General features: G+C 42.2%; 19 protein-coding genes. 15 read left to right on the forward strand and 4 right to left on the reverse strand.

Annotated elements, in window-relative coordinates:
* Positions 1–111 precede the first annotated feature (111 nt).
* Positions 112–2,406, reverse strand: coding sequence for a TonB-dependent receptor (locus tag HKX39_RS08330; protein ID WP_171680863.1), 2,295 nt, complete (start codon positions 2,404–2,406; stop codon positions 112–114).
* A 215-nt stretch (positions 2,407–2,621) separates the two neighbouring features.
* On the opposite strand from HKX39_RS08330, the gene HKX39_RS08335 reads away from it, so the two are divergent.
* From HKX39_RS08335 to HKX39_RS08345, 3 genes are all read left to right on the forward strand, one after another.
* A complete protein-coding gene (locus HKX39_RS08335; protein WP_171680864.1) occupies positions 2,622–3,188 on the forward strand; it encodes a gamma-glutamylcyclotransferase in 567 nt (188 codons plus the stop codon).
* Positions 3,188–3,961: an NAD(P)H-binding protein gene (locus tag HKX39_RS08340; protein ID WP_171680865.1), complete on the forward strand. Its 774-nt coding sequence runs from the start codon at positions 3,188–3,190 to the stop codon at positions 3,959–3,961. Before HKX39_RS08335 ends, HKX39_RS08340 begins: the two co-directional genes overlap by 1 nt.
* 91 nt (positions 3,962–4,052) lie before the next feature.
* A complete protein-coding gene (locus HKX39_RS08345) occupies positions 4,053–4,844 on the forward strand; it encodes a metallophosphoesterase family protein (protein ID WP_171680866.1) in 792 nt (263 codons plus the stop codon).
* Here HKX39_RS08345 and HKX39_RS08350 read toward each other — a convergent pair.
* A complete protein-coding gene (locus HKX39_RS08350) occupies positions 4,813–5,757 on the reverse strand; it encodes a pseudouridine synthase (RefSeq protein WP_171680867.1) in 945 nt (314 codons plus the stop codon). The two genes, HKX39_RS08345 and HKX39_RS08350, sit on opposite strands and share 32 nt — an antisense overlap.
* A 102-nt stretch (positions 5,758–5,859) precedes the next feature.
* Here HKX39_RS08350 and HKX39_RS08355 point away from each other — a divergent pair, with 102 nt between their 5' ends.
* From HKX39_RS08355 to HKX39_RS08375, 5 genes are read left to right on the forward strand one after another with little or no spacing between them, the layout of a single operon-like run.
* Positions 5,860–6,786, forward strand: coding sequence for an ABC transporter ATP-binding protein (locus HKX39_RS08355; protein WP_343043440.1), 927 nt, complete (start codon positions 5,860–5,862; stop codon positions 6,784–6,786).
* Complete coding sequence (locus HKX39_RS08360; protein WP_171680869.1) at positions 6,786–7,721, forward strand: ABC transporter permease; 936 nt, start codon at positions 6,786–6,788, stop codon at positions 7,719–7,721. Before HKX39_RS08355 ends, HKX39_RS08360 begins: the two co-directional genes overlap by 1 nt.
* A 1-nt stretch (position 7,722) precedes the next feature.
* Positions 7,723–8,652 (forward strand): ABC transporter permease, encoded by a 930-nt coding sequence (locus tag HKX39_RS08365; protein WP_171680870.1) that lies wholly within the window; start codon positions 7,723–7,725, stop codon positions 8,650–8,652.
* A gap of 1 nt (position 8,653) precedes the next feature.
* Complete coding sequence (locus tag HKX39_RS08370) at positions 8,654–9,646, forward strand: ABC transporter ATP-binding protein (protein ID WP_171680871.1); 993 nt, start codon at positions 8,654–8,656, stop codon at positions 9,644–9,646.
* 32 nt (positions 9,647–9,678) lie between these two features.
* Positions 9,679–11,256 carry a peptide ABC transporter substrate-binding protein gene (locus HKX39_RS08375; protein WP_171680872.1) on the forward strand — a complete coding sequence of 526 codons (1,578 nt, stop codon included), beginning with the start codon at positions 9,679–9,681 and terminating at the stop codon, positions 11,254–11,256.
* Between the two features lie 152 nt (positions 11,257–11,408).
* Here HKX39_RS08375 and HKX39_RS08380 read toward each other — a convergent pair whose 3' ends face one another.
* The gene (locus tag HKX39_RS08380; protein WP_171680873.1) at positions 11,409–13,319 is read right to left on the reverse strand and encodes a UvrD-helicase domain-containing protein; all 1,911 of its coding nucleotides are present in this window, start codon (positions 13,317–13,319) and stop codon (positions 11,409–11,411) included.
* 95 nt (positions 13,320–13,414) lie between these two features.
* Between HKX39_RS08380 and HKX39_RS08385 the strand changes: the two genes are divergently transcribed.
* Complete coding sequence (locus tag HKX39_RS08385) at positions 13,415–14,047, forward strand: nicotinamidase (protein ID WP_171680874.1); 633 nt, start codon at positions 13,415–13,417, stop codon at positions 14,045–14,047.
* Positions 14,048–14,066: 19 nt separating this feature from the next.
* Positions 14,067–14,837 (forward strand): phosphodiester glycosidase family protein, encoded by a 771-nt coding sequence (locus HKX39_RS08390; RefSeq protein WP_246226133.1) that lies wholly within the window; start codon positions 14,067–14,069, stop codon positions 14,835–14,837.
* A gap of 177 nt (positions 14,838–15,014) precedes the next feature.
* On the opposite strand, the gene HKX39_RS08395 is transcribed toward HKX39_RS08390, so the two are convergent.
* The gene (locus HKX39_RS08395) at positions 15,015–15,791 is read right to left on the reverse strand and encodes a ferredoxin--NADP reductase (RefSeq protein WP_171680875.1); all 777 of its coding nucleotides are present in this window, start codon (positions 15,789–15,791) and stop codon (positions 15,015–15,017) included.
* A gap of 163 nt (positions 15,792–15,954) precedes the next feature.
* Between HKX39_RS08395 and HKX39_RS08400 the strand changes: the two genes are divergently transcribed.
* From HKX39_RS08400 to HKX39_RS08420, 5 genes are all read left to right on the forward strand, one after another.
* Positions 15,955–17,148, forward strand: a complete 1,194-nt coding sequence (locus HKX39_RS08400) for an ABC transporter substrate-binding protein (RefSeq protein ID WP_171680876.1) — start codon at positions 15,955–15,957, stop codon at positions 17,146–17,148.
* A 6-nt stretch (positions 17,149–17,154) separates the two neighbouring features.
* Positions 17,155–19,041, forward strand: coding sequence for an ABC transporter permease (locus HKX39_RS08405; protein WP_171680877.1), 1,887 nt, complete (start codon positions 17,155–17,157; stop codon positions 19,039–19,041).
* 15 nt (positions 19,042–19,056) lie between these two features.
* The gene (locus HKX39_RS08410; protein WP_171680878.1) at positions 19,057–19,845 is read left to right on the forward strand and encodes an ABC transporter ATP-binding protein; all 789 of its coding nucleotides are present in this window, start codon (positions 19,057–19,059) and stop codon (positions 19,843–19,845) included.
* Complete coding sequence (locus tag HKX39_RS08415; RefSeq protein ID WP_343043441.1) at positions 19,835–20,572, forward strand: ABC transporter ATP-binding protein; 738 nt, start codon at positions 19,835–19,837, stop codon at positions 20,570–20,572. Before HKX39_RS08410 ends, HKX39_RS08415 begins: the two co-directional genes overlap by 11 nt.
* A 97-nt stretch (positions 20,573–20,669) precedes the next feature.
* Positions 20,670–22,403, forward strand: a complete 1,734-nt coding sequence (locus HKX39_RS08420) for a ShlB/FhaC/HecB family hemolysin secretion/activation protein (protein WP_171680880.1) — start codon at positions 20,670–20,672, stop codon at positions 22,401–22,403.
* Positions 22,404–22,465 lie beyond the last annotated feature (62 nt).

Genomic DNA, 22,465 nt, shown 5'->3' on the forward strand with positions numbered 1-22,465 from the left:
ACAACCCTTATTTAGAAATTAAAACCTTAGTTAAAGACTAGAAATGAAAAAAAGTGACTGAATACGCTTTCTCAGCGTATTCAGTCTTAGCTCACGAAGATATTAACTGTGTTAGAAACGAATATCGGTTGATAATAAGAAGGTACGACCAGCACCTGGAATGGCAAATTTTTGGAAGCCATCACTACTTGTGCTTACTTTAGCATAGTACTTCTTATCAAAGATATTGTTTACATTGAAACGAACATCGACATTCTTATTGACACGATAGTTAACAGCCGCATCAAATAACCAATAAGCAGGGGCTTGTTTGGTAATATCATAACCATAGTTGGCGCGACCTACGGCGATATTTCCTCGAGCAAATTGGCGTTTGCCGACATATTGAGCGCCTAGACTGAGATCAAGGTTATCGTTAACCGCATAAGTTGTCCATAGGTTGAATGTGTATTTAGGGACATTTTTCAAGCGACCACCGACATCGAGAGGATTCGCGTCATCACGAATAATCTTGCTGTGAAGGTAGCTAAAGCCTGCATAGGCTGACCAGCGGTCAGTTAAATTACCAGAGGCAGTAATTTCTAAACCTCGTACACGATCCTTAGCGGCGAACTGGGTCACTTCTAAAGGATTGTCAGGATTTGTATCGGTTGGATTCGTTTTTTCTGTTTGGAAAATAGCTGCCGTTAAAGCGAGATTATTATTGAATAAATCCCATTTCGTACCAAGCTCCCATGTCTGTGCTTTGCCTGGAGAGTATTTCATGCGGTCAGATCCTGAACCACTACGAGATGCTAGTGCAGCAACAGATGGTTGACCTGCTTGGCTGTAAGACAAGTAGATAGAGCCATTTTCAACAGGTTTATACACAACACCTAGGCGACCACTCCAGATATTGTCTTTTAAACGACCTGGAACACGATGGCCATTTGTATCAAACCATTTAGCGGTGTATTGGTCAAAACGAATACCCCCTGCAATTTCCCATTGTGGGTTGAGTTTAATGCTATCGTAGACGTATAAACCAATATTATTGACTTCAGCCCCAGAGCGATCTGTATTAGATTGTAAGCTGACAGGACCACTCCACCATTGTGAGGGGTTGCGTACGTCAATGATTTCACGACCTGCCGTTGTATTAGGTAAGGTGCGTGACCAAGGGCGCATACGGTAACTTTCTTTGTACCATTCTACGCCTACAAGCATAGCGTGTTCGATGGCACCTGTATTAAAGTTTAAGTTTAAATTAGTCTGATTGGCATAGGTTTCGCCTCGGTAAGCACGGGTAATACGAGGTACACGTGCTGTAGCGAGGTATCCACTTGGGTAGTTAAGGTTTGTACGAGTATAACCCCAGTAGTTATTGGTGTTAAAGCTTCCTGTTTGGTAGCCTGTGTCAGTGATATTGCCGACATTTAATAAGCGGCCACCCGTCGCATAACTGGTGAAACGATCTACACGAGACCAAGAGAAGGTGTTAGATAGTCTAACCTTATCTGAAAAGTCATGTTCTAACTTAGCAGAGAAACGCTGTGTTTTTGTTTCTTCGGTATCGACGTTTTTATAGCCTCCCCAAAAATCCCATGCTACACCTTGCATACGTTCGGCTGTGTCTACATTAACAGGTAAACCAAAGTCGGGGATATTTTCATCTTTTTGATAGAAATAAGATAAGTTTAAGCGTGTTGGTGTACCAAGACCGAATGTGATAGAAGGAGCAATACCCCAGCGATTCATCTCGGTAGGGCCTCGATCGGCAACCCCATTTTTATGCCCCATTGCATTCAGACGAAAGGCGATGGTGTCGCTGAGTTTGTGATTAAGATCAATAGTCGCTCGGCGGTAATTATCGGTACCGACACCAAGATGAAGATGGTTAAAAGTATCGAGTTGAGGTTTTTTACTATTGAGATTGATACTGCCCCCTACTGCGGCAACGCCTGATTCAAATGAACCAGTTCCTTTGAAAACACTGACATCTTCTAAGTTAAATGTGTCAGTACGTGTGCTTAAAGCGCTTTCGCGAACTTCATCGACAGTAACACTTTGTTCTGCGCTAAAGCCGCGCATCGTAAACATATCTCCCCAACCAGCACCTGCTTCACCCATTGAGAAAGTAATTCCCGGAACGTTACGTAGTACTTCTTGTAGTGTTTGAGCGCCTTGTTCATTGAGGACCTGTGTAGGGACAACTTGAATGGATTGTGGCGTATCAATCAGAGGACGTTCAAATTTAGAACTTTGTACTTGTTCGGTTTTGATAGATTCTTTGCTTGCCGTAATGGTTTCAAGGGTTGTGCTTTCTTGTGCTTGTGCATTCGGTAGAATACTAAGAGCACCCATTGTTAAAGCAACTGTTGGCATCCATTGCGGGGCTAGGCTATTTGAATGAGATTTTTTAATCATGAAATAACTTTCCTTCCATCAATTTATGAATAAGAACGTTAATAATAACTATTATCATTAACTGAAACAATAAAAGATTAACATTTTGTAAAAAAAGATGACTTATTGCATGAATATGTATTGAAACTACAACGCTAATGTCGATAAAATGCCAGCTTTACGCATATCTTATGGAAAGTACTAATTTCCGCAGGTATAGAAAAGATTGACAATAAGTGTTATTTGTTGCAACGCAGTATTCACAACATATCATGCTATTCCCATTATTTGTTTACGGAACGTTAAAAAAAGGTTTTTCCAATTATGCGCGTCACTGCTCAACAGCGGTGAGTATTGAGCCTGCTTGGTGCTGGGGGCGTCTTTATGCTCTGGAGGCGGGCTATCCAGCGATGGAATTACCAGAGCAAACCATCCAGGCGATTGGTACGACGGAGTATAAGCTTGATGCACAACAGCAAGGGAAAGTCTTAAACTTTGAACCTCCTCGTGGTGATTGGGATATGGTACAAGGGGAGTTGATGTATTTTAAGAACCCTAATCAAGAAATCCCCCCTATTGATTTGCTAGAGGATTTTAATCCAGGTAGTGATAAGAATCTTTATGAGCGTGTACTAATTACGATTAAAACAGAGGAAGGCTTAGTCAATGCTTGGACGTATATGATGAAAGATGGTAAGCATGGCGGTAGTCGCCTATCTTTAAGTCAAGAAGGTGTAGTTGAGTGGAAAAGTACTGACACAGGGTATATAGGAGAGTCGCAGACAGCGGCTTCTGTTTTGTAATGTCATCTGTTCTTATTCTTGGCATGGGTTACTTAGGTAGCCCATTAGCTTATCGGTTAGTAACGCAAGGGTATAAGGTTCAAGGAACCTATGCCAAGTCTAAGCCGCTTCTCACTCATCATAATCTTCAAGTTGATGTATTCAATATTACAGAGCCTGATGCCTTACAAAACAAACAATCTTGGCAAATAGCAAAGACATGGGTATGTTTACTTCCCCCCTCTTGTTCATCCAATTATGTACAAGGATTAGTGGAGTGGATAGCTTTAGCTGAGCAATATCAGGTAGAGCATATAATTTATACGAGTAGTATTAGTGTCTTTTCTGATATTGAAGGTGTACTGGATGAATTAAGCCCTACCTCGCCTATGAGCGAAAGTGCACAGAAAATTCTTGCTGTTGAACAGGCGATTTTAAATAGTCATATCCCACATAAAACCATTTTGCGTTTAGCAGGGTTGTTTGATAAAGATCGACACCCTATTTATCGATTAGCACAAAGGACGGAGATTGATAATGGACAACAAGTGGTTAATATGGTGCATAGAGATGATGCTGTTGCCGCTTTAATGCATGCTGTAGCGACACCAGACGGCAGTCGTCTTCGACATATTGTGCACCCGCAGCATCCTACGAGAGAAATATTTTATCGACAACAAGCTCAGTTACTTGGTGTTCAATTGTCACCGTTTACATATGCTCATGTAAAGGGAAAAATTATCCAAACACGTTATGATGATTTTCCTATTCCTAGGATAGGAATGAGCACTTAGAGAAAGAAATTTTCGGCGTAGCTTAGCTAAGCTTGGAGCGAAAGGTGCATATTGGTTACAATGAGCACTAGATAGAATTTATAGTAATCTCATGTCTTCGGCGAATGATATTCTCTTTTTTGGTGATACACATGGGGGGTTTGCGCATTGTTTAACCGTGGTTGAGCAAGTCAGACCTCGTGCTATTGTATTCCTTGGAGATTTGCAAGCGGAGACCCCTTTACACGATATTCTACGTGATGTGATGAAACTGACCGAAGTTTGGTGGATTCCGGGTAATCACGATACGGATAGTGAACTTATTTATGATAATTTATTTGCCAGTGAGTTGGCTGATCGTAATTTAGATGGTCGTGTTGCTGAGATAGCGGGTCTGCGTATTGCAGGATTGGGTGGTGTTTTTAGAGGACGTATTTGGACACCACAACAAGCCAAGTGGAATTATTTTTCTCCAGATGATTTTATAAAAAATGTTTCTCCGAGAATCCATTTTCGAGGTGGTTTAACCTTAAAGCAACGGAGTTCTATTTTCCCTTCGGTGTATATGAGCTTACGCACACAATGTGCTGATGTATTGGTCACGCATGAAGCCCCCTCTTGTAATCGTTATGGTTTTTCTGCGATTGATCGATTAGGACGTCAATTGGGGATTCGTAAGCTTTTTCATGGACATCATCATGATACTTATGATTACCGACCGCATTTTGAACGAATGGGATTTGAGGCCTATGCAGTAGGCTATCGTGGTGTTACCAATTTAGCGGGTGAAATCATTCGTGCTGGTGAGACAGATGGGGAATATCCTGATCGTGTGGCTGAAGTACGTCGTCGTATTTATAACCCTTGTTGTCCTACGAAGCCTTTTCCGAAAAATACTGATTAACCAGATCGAGTGTCAGTTGACTTTCAAAGTAGCGTTGTTGTCCGCTGATGGGGTCAGTAAATCGAATGGCTTTTGCAAGTAATTGTAATGGGCGTTCAAAATTATCTGCGGCCCTTGCTGGTAAGAGTAGGGGATAAAACTCATCATGGCAAATAGGGAGTCCTAAGCCATTCATATGGACACGTAGCTGATGTTTTTTACCTGTTAAGGGATGTAGGCGATAATGGGCAAATTGTCCATTATGCTGAATTAGCGCAATCTCCGTTTGGCTATTGACAAGAGGCTCTTGTTCTGAGGGAAAGCTTTTTTCTTGCATAGTAAAGTAACTATCACTTTTCTCAATATAACTTTTTCTGGTGAGAGGGAACGTGATATGCGGATTGAACGGGGCAACACATTCGTAGACTTTATCGATATCTCGACCTTGAAAGAGTGTTTGATAAGCGCCTCGATAGTCAGGATTAGCGCAAAAAAGTAATAAGCCTGCCGTATCTCTGTCTAGGCGATGAATAGGGCTAATCGCATAGTTATTGAGCATTTTTCTGAGACGAATTAAGGCGGTTTCTTGTAGGTATCGCCCGCCGGGAATGCTCGCTAAAAAATGGGGTTTATCAATAACGATAAGATGCTCATCTTGATGAATAATTTTAATATCAAAAGGAACAGGGATTTCTTGCTCAACCTCACGGTAATACCATAGCCAAGAATCTGCTGGATAGGGACTATTAAGTGTATAGGGAATTCCTTCTTCATTGACCATATCTCCACGAGCGAGTCGTGTTCGAATAATATCGGGTGACATATGGGGAAAACGGGCAATCAGAAAGTCGATAAGCATGTCCCAAGGTTCTTTTGGGAGGTAAAGTCGACTTGCGCTAATACCGGCACGAATAGGAAGTGGATTTTTGCTCATTAAGTCTAATGTAATCAGTTAGAATAGGGGTTTCATCATATTTTATCTTTAAACCTTATGTCTGAACCTTTAGTTTCGATAAAAAATATTAGTAAAACCTTTGTGCTAAATCAGCAACAGCAGGTTAAGGCATTAAGCAATTTTAGCTTAGAGATTTACCCAGGGGAAACCGTTGGTTTGGTAGGGGAGTCTGGCTGTGGTAAATCTACGGCTGGGCGAGTTATCTTGGGTCTTTACAACACGGATAGCGGTCAGGTACTCATTGATAAAAAAAATGTTCATCACGTAAAAGGGAATGATAAAAAAGCGCTTATTCGTGATGCGCAAATGATTTTCCAAGACCCTTACGCAAGCTTAAATCCTCGTTCGACTGTTTTGGATATTATTGCTGAGCCATTAGAAATTCATGGACTTTACCCCAATCGTGAGGCATTACGTCAAAAAGTCTACAGTCTTTTAGAAGAAGTAGGCTTACGGAAAGAGTATGCTAATCGTTATCCGCATGAGTTTTCTGGTGGGCAACGTCAACGGATTGGTATTGCACGAGCGCTGGCTTTAGAGCCAAAATTTATTGTTGCTGATGAGCCTATTTCTGCATTAGATGTCTCTATCCAAGCGCAGATTGTCTTGTTATTGCAGCGCTTACAAAAAGAAAAAGGACTGACCTATTTATTTATTGCCCATGATTTATCTATGGTGAAATATATCTCTGATCGGGTAGGTGTGATGTATTTAGGGCATTTAGTAGAGTTGGCTGATAGTCAGGAATTATACGAACAACCTCTACATCCTTATACTCAAGCACTCTTATCGGCGATTCCTATTGCTGACCCTGATATTGAGGATCAGCGTCAGCGTATATTGTTAGAGGGTGAGTTACCGAGTGCGATGAATTTACCTTCGGGTTGTGTTTTTCATACACGATGTCCAAAGGCTATGGATAAATGCCGCCAACAAGCTCCTCAATTTAAAGAATATAAGCTTAAACACTTTGTTGCCTGTCATCTCTTAGAGCAAGGAGAGTCTTGATGAGTCGTTATGTCATTAAGCGCTTTTTAATGATGATTATGACGATTATCATCATTGCATCGTTAACGTTTTTATTAATGCATATTATTCCGGGTTCTCCTTTTGATCAGGATCGCTCTTTTAATGCAGCTGTAGAGCAAAATCTACGGAGTTTCTATAAGTTAGATCAGCCTTTATATGTACAGTATTTTAACTATATGGCGTCGATTTTCACCTTGGATTTTGGACCGTCTATCAGTAATCCTGATACCACGGTGGTGCAACTCATTGAGCGTGCTTTTCCTATATCCTTTGAACTAGGTATTTGGGCGGTATTAGTCGCCGTGATATCGGGAATCGCTTTAGGGGTATTTGCTGCGTTACGCCATAATGGTTTGATTGATTATGTGGCGATGGGGTTTGCGGTATTAGGCATTTCTATCCCTAATTTTATTTTAGCGACCTTATTAATTCAGGAATTATCCGTCAACTTGGGTTGGTTTCCTGCGGCGACATGGCGTACGCCTATGCATATGGTATTGCCGATTATTGCCTTGGCGACGACACCGATGGCTATTATTGCGCGCTTAACTCGCTCGAGTATGTTGGAAACCTTGACGCAGGACTATATTCGTACAGCACGTGCTAAGGGCTTATCTCCTTGGAAAGTGGTAGTGCGTCATGCCTTACGTAATGCTTTAATGCCGGTAGTTACTTTATTAGGTACTCTATTGGCGTCCATTTTGACGGGGACTTTTGTGATTGAAAAAATCTTTGCGATTCCGGGAATGGGGCGTTATTTTATCGACTCTATTAGCAATCGTGATTATCCTGTGATTATGGGGACAACGGTTTTTTATAGTGCGATTTTGGTCTTTTTATTATTTGTTGTGGATATGGTGTATTGCTTATTAGACCCACGTATCCGATTCGATAAATCATCGCAGGGAGAGTAGAATGAGTCAATCACATATTCCTGATGAATTATTTAAGCCTTATATCGAACCGACAGGAGAAAAAACACCAGAAGTCATGCGTCCTAGTCTGTCTTATTGGTCAGACGCTTGGCGTCGTTTGCGTGCAAATAAACTCGCGATGTTAGGGCTATTTTTCTTGGTGGTAATGTTAGTAATGGCGATTTTTGCGCCTATGCTATCTTCTCATTCGGTCACGGCACAGTCCTTGAGCTCGCAAAATCTTCCCCCTTCGGCGACCCATTGGTTTGGTACGGATGATTTAGGGAGAGATGTTTTTGTCCGCACGTGGTATGGCGCGCGTATTTCTCTTTTTGTGGGGGTGATGGCAGCGATTATTGATTTTTTAATCGGTGTTACTTATGGCGGCTATAGTGGCTTTAAGGGTGGACGTACCGATACGATAATGATGCGTATTGTTGAGATTCTTTATGGTTTACCGTATTTGCTGATTGTGATTTTATTGATGGTGGTGATGGGACCAAGTCTGTTAACCATTATTGTGGCGTTGACGATTACGGGTTGGATTAGCATGGCACGTATTGTACGGGGGCAAATTTTACAACTTAAAACCTATGAGTATGTGACGGCTTCTCGCTCTTTTGGAGCCAGTCCTTGGAGGATTATTCGTAAGAATTTACTCCCGAATACGATGGGACCTATTATTGTCCAAATGACCTTAACGGTACCGAGTGCGATTTTTGCAGAGGCATTCTTAAGTTTCTTAGGATTGGGTATTCAAGCCCCTTTTGCGTCTTGGGGTGTGATGGCGAATGATGCATTACCTGTGATTTTATCGGGTGAGTGGTGGCAGCTGTTTTTCCCAGCACTTTGTATTTCCTTAACCATGTTTGCCTTTAATGTGCTTGGTGATGGTTTACAAGATGCTTTAGACCCTAAATTGAGGAAGTAAGATGAGTACAGAAACATTATTAAGTATCCGTGACTTATCGGTTAATTTTAAGGTCTATGGTGGTGTGGTGCATGCTGTGCGTCATCTTAATCTTGAAGTCAAACGAGGCGAAACTTTGGCGATTGTTGGTGAATCTGGCTGTGGTAAGTCGGTCACGTGTCAGGCGATTATGGGGTTAGTACAAAAGCCAAGCGGACAGATTGCTAGTGGTGAAATTATTTTTGATGGGCAAGATTTATTGAGTCTATCTAAGAAAAAGCAAAGAGAAATTCAAGGAAATCGGATTGCCATGATTTTCCAAGACCCAATGACCGCATTAAATCCTATCCTTACTATTGGAGAACAATTGACAGAGGGGGTGCGTAAGCATAAAGGATTAAGCAAAGAAGCTGCTTATGCTAAAGCGGTGGAGATGTTGAGCTTAGTGGGTATTGCAGAGGCAAAATCACGATTAAATCAATATCCTCATCAGTTTTCAGGGGGGATGCGTCAACGTATTGTGATTGCGATGGCATTGATGTGTGACCCTGATTTATTGATTGCGGATGAACCAACGACTGCCTTGGATGTAACGATTCAGGCGCAAGTTTTAGAGTTATTTGCGAGAATTCAAGAGAAAACAGGGGTAGCGATTATTTTGATTACTCATGATTTAGGGGTAGTCGCCAAGATTGCCGACCATATTGCCGTTATGTATGCGGGTCAATGTGTTGAATATGGTAATCGCCAAGATATCTTTTATCGAGCCAGTCACCCTTATACACAGGGTCTGTTAGCCTCTGTACCTCGCTTAGATATGTCGGAGGATAGTTTAAAACCAATTGAGGGTTACCCTCCGGATTTATTTGCACCGCCACAAGGCTGTGGTTTTTTTAGTCGTTGTCAGAAGAAATTATTAGTATGTGAACGATACTTACCTGATTTACATACTATGGATAACGAGCATAAGGTACTTTGTTGGTTGCAAGATTCTCGTGCTCAGTGTAGTTTATAATTTGTTGTTATTTTATTTTTAGAGGTCCTCTAATGAAAGCTTTTCGTTTTACGCTTCTTTCTTGCCTTTTAGGTCTATCAGTATCGGCAGCGCATGCTGAAAAGACACTTTACCTAAACAATCTCGAAGAACCGACATCTTTAAATCCATCACAAGGATTTAACTTGGTTTCTTGGGAACCATTAAATAACTTGGTAGAGGGTTTGGTTCGTTTAGATGCTCAACATGTTGCTGCTCCTGCCGCAGCAGAAAGCTGGGTCGTGGCTGAAGATGGAAAAACATATACGTTTAAGTTACGTCAAAATGCTAAATGGTCTAATGGTGATCCTGTTAAAGCGAGTGATTTTGTTTATGGTTGGACGGAGATGTTAAAACCAGAAACGGCGTCACCAGCAGCCTTCTTGGCGTATGATATTGTAGGTGCACAAGCGTTTAACGAAGGTAAAGGTACTGCAGCAGATTTAGGAATTAAAGCCTTAGATGATTACACCTTAGAAGTGAAATTAGCGAATCCTAGTGTGGCTTTTCTAAATATTTTGACAAATCCTAACTTTGCGCCTGTTAACGAAAAAGTAGCCACCGCTAATCCAAAATGGCATACTGAGGCAGCGACATTTGTGGGTAATGGTCCTTTTGCATTAAAAGAGTGGAATCACGCTAAGAATTTAGTCTTCACTAAGAATGCTAATTATTGGGATGCCGCTAGCGTAAAAATCGATAAAGTGGAATTTGCGATGGTGAGCGATACCAATACCTCCTTCCAAATGTATCGTACAGGTGAGTTAGATGCGACACCATCTCCTGTGCCAGCAGCGATGTATGACAAATTAAAAGACGGTAAAGACTTCCATAATATGCCACAAGCGGGTAGTTATTTCTTCCGTTTCCATACTAAGATGGCACCGTTCCAAAACCAAAATATTCGTCGTGCATTTGCTTTAGCAATTAATCAGGCGGATTTGGCGAACTATGTGGTTAAGCAAGGTCGTCAACCAGCCTATGGTTTTGTCTCTCCAGGCTTTACTGGTCCTAATGGCAAAGACTTCCGTGCAGAGAGTGGTGATTTGATTAAAACCAATCTAGAGGAAGCCAAAGCCCTATTAGCCAAAGGTATGGAAGAAGAGAAATACACGACACTTCCAGAGGTTACATTAACGTATATCAACAATCCTAATGATAAGCGTATTGTAGAAACCGTACAAAATATGTTGAAAGAAGCATTAGGCGTGGACATTAAGTTACAAAGCATGGAAAACAAAGTGTTCTTTGCCAAACAACGTGGTTTAGAATTACAGTTCTCTCGTAGCTCATTTATTAATGACTATGCTGATCCTTATAATTCATTAAAGAGCTTTGTGACAGGTAACTCTATGAACCGTACAGCATGGTCAAATGCGGAGTATGACAAGTTATTAGCTGATGCGCAAGTCGCTGCCGATGCACAAGCACGTTGGGATGCTTTATTAAAAGCAGAGAAGATTTTAATCACAGAAGCACCTATTGTTCCATTGTATTTCTATAATCAAACGTATCTACAAAAGGAAAACGTTAAAGGTATTTTGCGTCATCCAGTAGGTTATATTGATTTGAAACATGCGACAAAGGACTAAAAGATTAACTCGTTAATCTTTTAACTATTTCATAGTTAAACTCTTTCATAGTTAGACTATTTCCTAGTTAAACTCTCTCATAGTTTAACTATTTCATATTCAAAATAAATTTTTGACAATCAATCCTCTTTAAGGATTGATTGCCGAAAAATTCAAACTCTCTTCTTCAATTGAGTTTTGATGTCTGCTAACGCCTCCAATGCGAGGCGTTTTTTTTCGTTGATAGCCGGGTGGTCATGGGTATTTAAGGATGTTTTTGTTGTGGCTTTTTGTGGTGTTTGTGTATGCTGAGCATGGTCAGCACAGAAACTAAGCTGTTTTTTGGCACGAGTAATGGCGACATAGAACTGATGACGAGAGAGTTCATCACGGATGCCTTGTGCAAAGCCATTGGGCTGGGCGTCATAGACAAGCACACTGTCATACTCTCTTCCTTTTGCTTGGCTCACTGTCGCAAAGCGAATGCCCTCTCTATCACTCCAACGACGATGGAGTTGATTGGCTCTTTCAGGCCATTGTGCCAATGTGTATTGATGAATACGCGCGTCTTCTTTAAGGGCCTCCCAGCTACTTAAAGCGATACGGTCATATAAGCGATGTGAATGGATAGACCAGAGGCGAGCATTTTTTTCAAACCAATACATAATATCGTAAACAAGACGGTTTTCTTGATTGGCAAGGCTCATCCAAGCGAGTAGCGTTTGGCGTAAATCTTGCTGATATGCCGGCTCATCTGAGACCCCTAGATGGATATCAAAGTACATACGAATGCTTTCTAGGGAAGGTTTTTTTAGCATTTCTTGTTTGGCTGAATAGGACAGCAAACATTGGGGTAATTGTAAAAACTGTGCAAAGTCTATTCCAATGTTTTTGATAAGTTTACTCTTGGGGTCCAGTAAATAGTCATAGCGTAAAACGCAGAGAATATTGAGAATGGCTACACCAATCGTATGATGAATACCAAAAGCGATTTTTTGTTTGCTATGACTAAATAAGGCAAATGCTGCTTTGATTTGACTGACTACGTCTTGGGTAATAATAACCGCCTCACGGTCAAGTTTAGCGAGTTGATGTGTGTCGATAGTATGAATACTTGAGTGATGTGTAGTTTTACTCTCAATAGGACGATGAATAATCTGATGAGCTAAGTTGGCAATGCTTTGCCCATAACGATAGCTATGATTAAGGTATTGTGTCTGTGCCTTAAGTTGTTGCTTAAATTGCTCAAAAACAATATCGGTATTGGTGCCTCGCCAGGCAAAAATATTTTGAAAGCGATCTCCTACGGCTAAGACATAGTGGGTATGTTTAGCGAGCTGTAGCAAGAAACGCAGTTGTAAAGGCGTCGTATCGTGGAATTCATCAATAAAGTGTTGAGAGTACTTTGCACCTATTTTTTCTAGAATATCACTGTCTTCTACATAAGCGAGTAAATCATAGACCGTTTCCCCTAGGGAACGAAAACCTTGTTCGCCTTGAATATGAGGGAATTCATCATTATGTTCAAAAAGGTCTTGATCTTGTTCGGATAGGCTAGGGTGCCATGTCTCGCGATAGTTGTCATAAGCCGCAAATAAGCGACGGATTAAGCGCCAATCATGATTAAGCTTACCGGCTAGCATTTCTTCCAGCATTGCCTCATCATCCTGTTCAAAAGCACAAGACGCACGGTAGAAATCAATATCACTCATCAGTTCTTGCATAAGACGAGGAGATTCAGAAGGAAGAAAAATTTCTTCGCCGATGGTTTGTGCATAACTTGCCATTTGTGCACTGACATAGCGATAAAGCTCAGGCAGAAGTTCTTGTTCGATACGTTGACGACTCAGGAGAAAACGAGTATCGCCTAATTGTTTGAGGATTTGTAAGGCAAAACCATCAATGGTGTGGACAAAACAATCCTTGACGTTACGTTGGGCAAGATAATGTTGTAAAACAGCGCGACCGGTGCGGCTAAAGGTTAATAGCAATGCCTGACCGGGAATCAAACGATCACGAACATCATCAGCGATGTAGCTTGTTTTACCACTACCCGCAACACCTTCAACCAATATAGCTTTCATAAATACGTCACGAAAAAAATCAATACTAAAATTATCCCACAAAAGGTTATACTTTCGGTTAGGTTTTTCATGCGTGAGAAAAGGTTGAGCACTATATGCATAATCAGGCAGCATTAATTCTTGTAGATATTCAAAATGATTTTTTACCCGGTGGTGCGTTAGCATGCTATGAGGCGGATGGGATTTTACCCGGCGTACAGGCGTTGGTGAAACGTCAGTTATTTGCTTGTCACATCGCGACACAGGACTGGCACCCAGCGAATCATATTTCTTTTGTGACGCAGCATGAGGGAAAACAAGCTTTTGAGAGTATCCGTTTATATGAACAAGCCCAGACCTTATGGCCAGTCCATTGCGTACAAGGGAGCCATGGTGCGGCATTAGCACAGGGGATTGATTGGGATAAGATGGATTTAATTCTGCGCAAAGGATGTCGCGTCGATGTGGACTCCTATAGTGCCTTTCAAGAGAATTATGGTCCTGACGGTGAGCGTCCCAGCACAGGCTTAGCAGGGTATCTCAAAGAGCGAGGGATTACCTCTGTGTATATTGCGGGACTGGCTCGTGATGTCTGTGTGTTATGGACAGCACAAGATGCTAAAAGCCATGGATTTCATACAACGATTATTTGGGACTTATGCGCACCCGTGACACCGGCTAGTGATGAGACGGTCAGACAAACTTGTCGTGATTTAGGTATTGGCATTGTGTTGAGTGATGATTTATAGTCATACCCTGATAAAACGGATGAAATATCTAAAACGCGTTATGGCGTCTTTTCTCTTTGTGTCGCCTAGTTTGGCGGCAACAGAGCAAGTCAGTCCTTGTGTGGCTTATGAGCAGCGTGGGCAGCATGTGCATATTGCGAAAGTGGATTTGTCTTGCCCACATCTTGAACTTATTGGGACGATACCGGGTAATAGCGAAACAACGAGTAATTTTGCTTATCAGCATAAGGCGACCGTGGCGATTAATGGGGCTTTTTATAATGAAAACCGTCAGCCTTTAGGACTGAATTACTCGCAACAAAAAACATGGTCCAATAGTCGAGATTATAAGCAATATAGTTTTTTGGCATGTACTAAAAATAATCAATGTTTTATTGAACCCTATAATCAACAAACGATTTATAAGCCTTCTTGGCATATTGTCATCAGTGGTTGGCAAAGTATGCAAAATGGCAAATTTATGTGTGCTCCGAGTAGTCCAGCGATTTGTCAGCGTAATGGACGAGGACATCACCCTCGTACGGCAATAGGATTAAGCGAAGATAATCGTTATCTTTATATGGTGGTTGTTGAGGGAAGGCTAGAGAGGTTTAGAGGGTATACGTTGACGCAGCTCGCAAGACTTTTTAAAGACTTAAAAGTGCCACATGCGATTAATCTCGATGGGGGTGGTAGTAGCACGATGGTCGTAAAACAGCGTCGAGTGAATGAGCTTCCTGATCAACAATTCATATTTGAACGTGCTGTGGCTAATCATTTAGGAGTGATTGATCGCAGTCAAGATAAATAAGGTTTCTTTATCACTGCGGAATGAGGATGCTATGATGGGTTTGGCAATATAAAAACGACCGAAGAAGCACTATCTCCAGTCGTTTTGATAATGAGAGCATCAATCTTTTTGCTCATTAATTTATACTTAACAAGCTTAATAAGCGTGAGCTGTTAAAAAAGAGAGGTCAACGTTCTCTTATTGACTCACAAACGCACGCTCAATAACGAAATCACCAGGTGTTGAGGTATTGCCCTCTTTCATTCCACGCTCTTCGCACATACGCTTAAGATCTGCCAACATCGCTGGGCTACCGCAAATCATCACACGGTCTTCGGCAGGATTTAACTCGGGTACGCCTAAGTCTTTAAAGAGTTTACCTGTAGCGATATGGTCCGTAATACGTCCTTGTGTGTGAAAAGGCTCACGTGTCACTGTTGGATAGTACTTTAATTGTTTTTTGACCATCTCTCCTAAGAACTCATGCTCAGGGAGCTCCTTAGTAAACATATCGTAGTAAGCTAACTCATTGACTTGGCGAACACCATGCACAAGAATCACTTCTTCAAAACGTTCGTATGTTTCAGGGTCGCGACAAATGCTGAGAAAGGGAGCTAGCCCCGTACCTGTCCCAAAAAGATAAAGGCGTTTTGCAGGTAATAAATAATCTAATAAAAGAGTCCCTGTTGGCTTGCGACCGATAATAATCGAATCACCTGGTTTGATGTGTTGTAAACGAGAGGTGAGAGGACCGTCTTGGACTTTAATGCTTAAGAATTCGAGATGTTCTTCGTAGTTAGGGCTCGCAATACTATACGCACGAAGTAAAGGTTTACCATCAACCATCAAACCAATCATAGTGAAATGCCCATTACTAAAGCGTAGAGCCGTATCACGTGTGGTAGTAAAGCTGAATAAACGATCTGTCCAGTGATGAACGCTAAGAACTTTTCCTTCTAAAAATGCAGATGCCATAATGCCAACTTACCTTTTCTGAATAAATATAAACAGCCAACATTTTAACCAATAACGTCCTGATACCGCTTGATAAAGCACAAAAAAGCAGGGAAAAGTTTTAACTAAGTGTAAAAAATTGTTATAGTATGGCTTACATTTTTGGTTCATTAGGAGAAACAGTATGCGTTGCTTGGCTTGGGCGAGTGCTTTTTTATTGAGTGTATGTAGCTTGGGACTGCAGGCTAAGGAAGTCATTAAAGTCGGTGAAATTAATAGTTATAAAACCATACCAGCCTTTCTTGAACCATATAAAAAAGGCATTGAGTTAGCTGTAGAGGAAGTGAATGCCAAAGGGGGTATTCATGGAAAGACGCTAGAAGTGATTATGCGTGATGACGGTGGTACGCAAAGCAATGCAATTCGCGAGGCACAGACATTGGTGCAACGCGATAAGGTAGATTTATTAGCGGGGAGTTTTTTATCGCATATCGCTTTAGCGATTGCGGACTTTGCGGATAAGAAAAATGTCTTCTTTTTGGCGGGTGAGCCGTTGACAGATAAGATTACGTGGGAAAAAGGCAATGAGCGAACCTTCCGCTTACGTGATTCTACCTATATGAAAGTTGCTATGTTGATTGATGATGCCGTTGCATTAAATAAAAAACGTTGGGCCTTGGTATATCCGAATTATGAGTATGGTCAATCGGCAGCGGAAACCTTTAAGAAAATGATGAAGGAGCGTCAGCCGGATATTGAATTTGTGACCGAGCAAGCAACGCCTTTTAATAAAATCGATGCAGGCAGTACGGTACAAGCTCTTGCGGATGCCAAACCTGAGGCCATTTTTAATGTTTTATTTAGTACGGATTTAACCAAATTTGTACGTGCAGGGAATACCCGTCAATTATTTAAAGACGTAGAGGTGGTCAGTTTGCTAACAGGGGAGCCAGAGTATCTAGATCCTTTGGGAGAAGATACGCCTAAGGGTTGGATTGTTACCGGCTATCCTTGGTATGCCATTGATACGCCAGAGCATAATGCCTTTTTAAAAGCGTATCAGGATAAATTTAATGACTATCCTCGTTTAGGCAGTATTGTAGGGTATATGATGGTGCAATCCTTAGCCGCAGGTCTGGAAAAAGCCAACTCCACCAAAACCGAAGATCTAGTCAACGCGTTTAAGGGACTTGAGCATATGAGTCCGTTAGGGGCTATTCAATACCGTGCGATTGACCATCAATCAACGATGGGGGCTTATGTCGGTCGTTTAGATGTCAAAGACGGTAAGGGAGTCATGGTGGATATTCGTTATGTAAACGGAGCCGATGTCCAACCAAGTGATGAAGAAGTTCGTCGCTTACGTCCACAGCCGTAAGCCCTTATGGATATGGCTGCATTATTTGCTCAATTACTCAATGGACTGGCTAGTGCCAGTTCATTGTTTATGGTGGCTGTCGGTTTATCCCTGATTTTTGGTGTCACGCGTGTGGTCAATTTTGCCCATGGGTCTCTGTATATGGTGGGTATTTATCTCGCCTATTCGCTCACCACGTGGTGGGGGGCGGATAGCATAGGGACTTATCTTTTGGCGGTATTGAGTGCGGCCTTATTGACCGGTTTATTAGGTGCATTGATTGAAATTGTCGTATTACGACGTATTTATCATGCACCAGAGCTATTTCAGTTATTGGCGACATTTGCTTTGGTGTTGGTCATCAGTGATGCCGTACTTTGGTATTGGGGAGCGGAGGATTTATTAGGACCACAAGTTCCTGGTTTAACAGGCTCTATTAATCTATTCGGACGGCATATTCCCACCTATAACTTTGTGTTGATGAGTGTGGGACCTTTGGTATTGCTGGGACTTTGGTATTTGCTTAATCGCACGCGATGGGGCATCTATGTGCGAGCAGCACAACAAGATAAAGAAATGCTAGCCGCATTAGGTGTGAATCAAGCATGGTTATTTACCAGTGTATTTGCTTTAGGCTCTTTTTTGGCTGGCTTAGGGGCTGCGTTAGAGTTACCGAATGAACCAGCTAGCTTAAGCCTAGATTTACGCTTAATTGGCGATGCATTTGCGGTAGTCGTGATTGGCGGAATGGGCTCTATTTTAGGTGCTTTTATTGCTGCCTTATCTATTGCGGAAGTCAAGGCGATAGCCAATTGGTTAGGTACGGTTAATGTATTAGGAGTGATGATTAATTTTAGCAAGCTAAGCTTAATCGTTGAGTTCTTATTAATGGCATTGGTACTGGTGAGTAGACCTTGGGGCTTATTAGGCAAGCCACAAGAAAAATCTCGTAATTCTGCTCCTATTGAGGCACCGTTACGGTTTGCCACATCACCACAAAAAGTGTTGATGATAGGAGCGATTTTATGTCTTGCTATGATTCCGCTATTTGATCATGCCTATGTGATGATTCTGTTACAAGATGCCTTGATTGCAGCGCTTTTTGCGGTGAGTTTACACTTTATGGCGGGATTGGCGGGTATGCATAGTTTTGGGCATGCGGTGTATTTTGGCGTGGGCGCTTATGCCGCGGCCGTATTGAGTTCACAGCTGGCAATTCCGATGGCGTGGAGCTTTATAGCGGCTCCTGTGGTTGCTGCCTTGTTTGCGGTGATTTTTGGTTGGTTTTGTATCCGCTTAAGTGGTATTTATTTAGCCATGCTGACCTTGGCATTTGCGCAATTGATATGGTCTATCGTCTTTCAATGGGAGGGCTTTACAGGAGGCTCTAATGGTCTAATTGGTATCTGGCCGAGTGCATGGTTGGAAGAGGGCAATCATTACTATTACTTTACCTTACTGGTGGTGATAGTAAGTATTTTCTTATTGCGTTGGATAACGTTTTCTTCTTTTGGTTATGCCATGCGTGCAAGTCGAGATTCTGTCTTGCTTGCTCAGGCGATTGGTATTCATGTGCGTCGAGTGCAATGGCAAGTGTTTATTATCTCGGGTTTTTTTGCTGGCTTGGCTGGGGCTTTATATGCTTTTTCTAAGGGAAGTATTTCTCCCGAGGAATTAAGTGTGAGTCGGTCGGTGGATGGTTTAGTGATGGTGTTACTCGGAGGTATCCAGTCTTTACTCGGACCTGTGATAGGGGCTTTTAGCTATACCTTTTTACATGATTATGTCATCAATATCACGGCTTATTGGAAAGCTTTGTTAGGGATGGTGATTATCGGCTTGGTGTTGCTATTTCCTATGGGAATAGCGGGTGTAGCAGACTACTTAAAACGATTGCGTCTTAATCGACAATGATAGAGGGTGAAGTAGATGAAGACTATTTTACACGTCGATAATATTAGCAAAGCTTATGGCGATTTTTGGGCAGTCAGTGAAGTGAGCTTGTCACTCAAGGAAGGGCAGTTAGTTGCTCTGATTGGTCCTAATGGAGCCGGTAAAACGACTACCTTTAATATGATTGGTGGACAAACTAAGGCAAACCAAGGACATGTTTGGTTTATCCGTCCCGAGCAAGGTGATAGAGTCGATTTATTGGTGCGACGTAGCGATGAGATTTGTGCTTTGGGGATAGGACGAACTTTCCAAATTGCAGAAATCTTTAGCTCATTGACGGTCATTGAGAACGTACAACTTGCCTTACAGGCAGCACAGCATAAAAGATTGTCGTTATTTAATCGTAGTCATCATGACTTACAAGCTGAGGCAAAGGATTTATTAGATGCTTTAGAGATGGGGGAGCATGCCCATCAAGCAGCGAGTGAGATTGCTTATGGTGATGTCAAGCGGCTAGAGTTGGCTATGGCATTGGCTCATCAACCTCGTCTATTATTGATGGATGAGCCTGCTGCTGGGATGTCGCCGACAGAGCGTATTGCGATGATGGCATTAACGAAGAAATTAGCCCAACAGCGAAATATGGCGGTGCTTTTTACAGAACATAGTATGGATGTCGTCTTTGGTTTTGCGGATGAGATTATTGTGATGGCGGCAGGACGTATCATAGCGAAAGGGACGCCTGATGAGATTAGGAGCAATCCAACGGTGCAGGCGGTGTATCTGGGGAGTACGGTGATTGAGGAGCGTAGCAGTGGCAGCTAATTTGGATTATTTACTGACAGTCACAGGACTCAATGCGTGGTACGGTGGCGCACATATTCTTTTTGATGTGAGTTTAAGCGTTGGGCGCGGCGAAGTTGTAGCATTGATTGGTCGTAATGGTGCAGGTAAATCCACGACGTTAAAATCCATTATGGGGTTGGTAGATAAAAAGCAAGGAGAAATTCAGTTTTTAGGGCAGCGAATAAATCACTTAGCGACCTATAAAATTGCTCGCTTGGGTCTCGGTTATGTACCAGAGGATCGACGTATTTTTGCGGCACTAAATGTCGAAGAAAATTTACTCACCGGTCAACAAGCGCCTCGTTATTGGGAAGACGGTCAGCCCGTCGCACAGTGGACACCAGAAAAATTATTTGAACTCTTTCCTAATCTGGCGACGATGCGTCAGCGTCCTGGTACTAAGATGAGTGGTGGGGAGCAACAAATGCTGAGTGTGGCACGTACCTTGATGGGCAATCCCTATCTGGTTTTATTAGATGAGCCGAGTGAGGGCGTAGCACCCATTATCGTTGATCAATTAAAAGCCATGGTATTACAACTGAAAGCACAAGGGGTGGGGGTGCTATTGTCAGAACAGAATCTGGACTTTGTGTTGAGTGTGGCTGACCGTGCGTATATCTTAGAAAAGGGAGAAGTGAAATATAGCGATAGTATCGCTGCCCTACGAGCGAATGCGACGGTAAGACAGCAATATTTGGGGGTGTAATCTTAGTACTTTCCCTAGAGATATCCTAGAGGACTTGAAGGAGAGTGAAGGTAGAGGTATTGTCTCACTAATAAGTTAAAAATCGAAAAAGTGAGGCATGATGAAGGGGATAGTTGTTGGAGGACTATGTGCGAGTCTTTTCTGCATGACAGCTTATGGGCAGACAGCAGATGATTTCATTCAACGCGAGGCACAGCGGTTTCGTGAGCGAGAGCAACGATTGGTGCCTGAGATGGGAATGGTTTCCTCTATGGATGTTCCCTTGAGAGAGACGGCAGTATTTCCGGTGAAAGAGTCTGTATGTTTCGTTATTGAACGGGTAACGTTTGATGGCGATTTTTTTTCGCATTGGGATTTTACGCTGAAGCAATCTTTGATAAAAAGTGGGTTTATGCCTGGGCAGTGTTTAGGGGCACAGAGTATAAATGCCTTGATGGTGAATGCGCAAAACGCCCTAATAGCTAAGGGCTATACAACTACAAGAATACTGGCTAAGCCTCAAGATTTAAATCAAGGTGAATTAGTTTTAACGGTTCATGCTGGTCGGGTGGGTCGTATTCGTATTGACCAATCAGATACTCCACAAACTTATGCACAGCGGATTAGTCAATTTCAGAATGAACTTCCGATAAGAGAGGGAGATGTTTTTAATTTATATGAGGTAGAGCAGGGTTTAGAGAATTTTCGACGCTTGCCGACGGTTCAGGCACAGATTGATATTGAGCCATCAGAGCGAGCGAATGAGAGTGATATTGTCGTGTATTGGCGTCAGCGAAAAGTACCGTATCGTCTCACGATGAGTGTGGATGATGGGGGGAGTCGTTATACAGGAAAGTATCAAGGGAGTATGACATTTTCCGCAGATAATCCATTGGGGCTAAGTGATTTGTTTTATTTGTCTTTTCAAAAGGATTTAGGGCATAAGGCAGATTATCGAGGTTTAGATGGTACGCGAGCACGGAGTGGTACGCGAGGCTATAGTTTGCATTATTCCGTTCCGTTTGGGCATTGGCAGGCTTTTTGGAATCATCATTATTATCGGTATCATCAAGCAGTGGCAGGAGATAGTACTGTCTATGACTATAACGGACAAAGTCGTCAGAGTGAAATAGGGTTAACTCGGACGTTATTTCGTCACGCACAACATAAGGTGTTATTGACAGGTAAGTTATGGCGAAGGGATGTGCACACGTATATTAACGATACGGAGATTGATGTTCAACGTAGACGAATGGGAGGGTGGCAAGTTGAGTTGATGCATCATTGGCAGTGGGGGCGAGGTCATTGGCAATGGCGTGCGCATTATAAGCGAGGGACGGGTTATCGGGGTAGTTTATCGGCACCGGAAGAGGCATTTGGTGAGGGGACATCCCGCATGAAAGTGTGGGGCGTGGAGGCAAACCTACATGTTCCTTTTACGTTGGGTCAACAACATTTTATTTATGATACACAGTTTAAGGCGCAGTGGAATAAAACACCGTTGGTACCGTTAGATCGATTTGCGATAGGAGGACGTTATACCGTGAGGGGGTTTGATGGGGAAATGACATTGTCCGCTGAGCGAGGATGGTACTGGCGACAAGAGTTAGCATGGCAGTATCATGAAAATCATCAAGCTTATTTGGGGGTTGATACAGGCTATGTATCGGGACAGAGTGCTAAGTATTTATTGGGACAGCATTTAGTTGGGGGAGTACTAGGATTACGTGGTCAGTTCCGATGGTATGGGCAGTGGCAATACGATATGTTTGTAGGGAAACCGTTTAAGAAACCGTCTTATTTTCAAACAGCGAAAACGACAGTTGGTTTTAATGTGAGTTATATGTTTTAGTTCAACGGACAAACGGTTAATAATCAAAGCATGAATAAATTAAAAATGAGGGGAATGCAGTC

The organism is Pelistega suis (assembly GCF_013133795.1).
Taxonomy (GTDB): domain Bacteria; phylum Pseudomonadota; class Gammaproteobacteria; order Burkholderiales; family Burkholderiaceae_B; genus Taylorella; species Taylorella suis.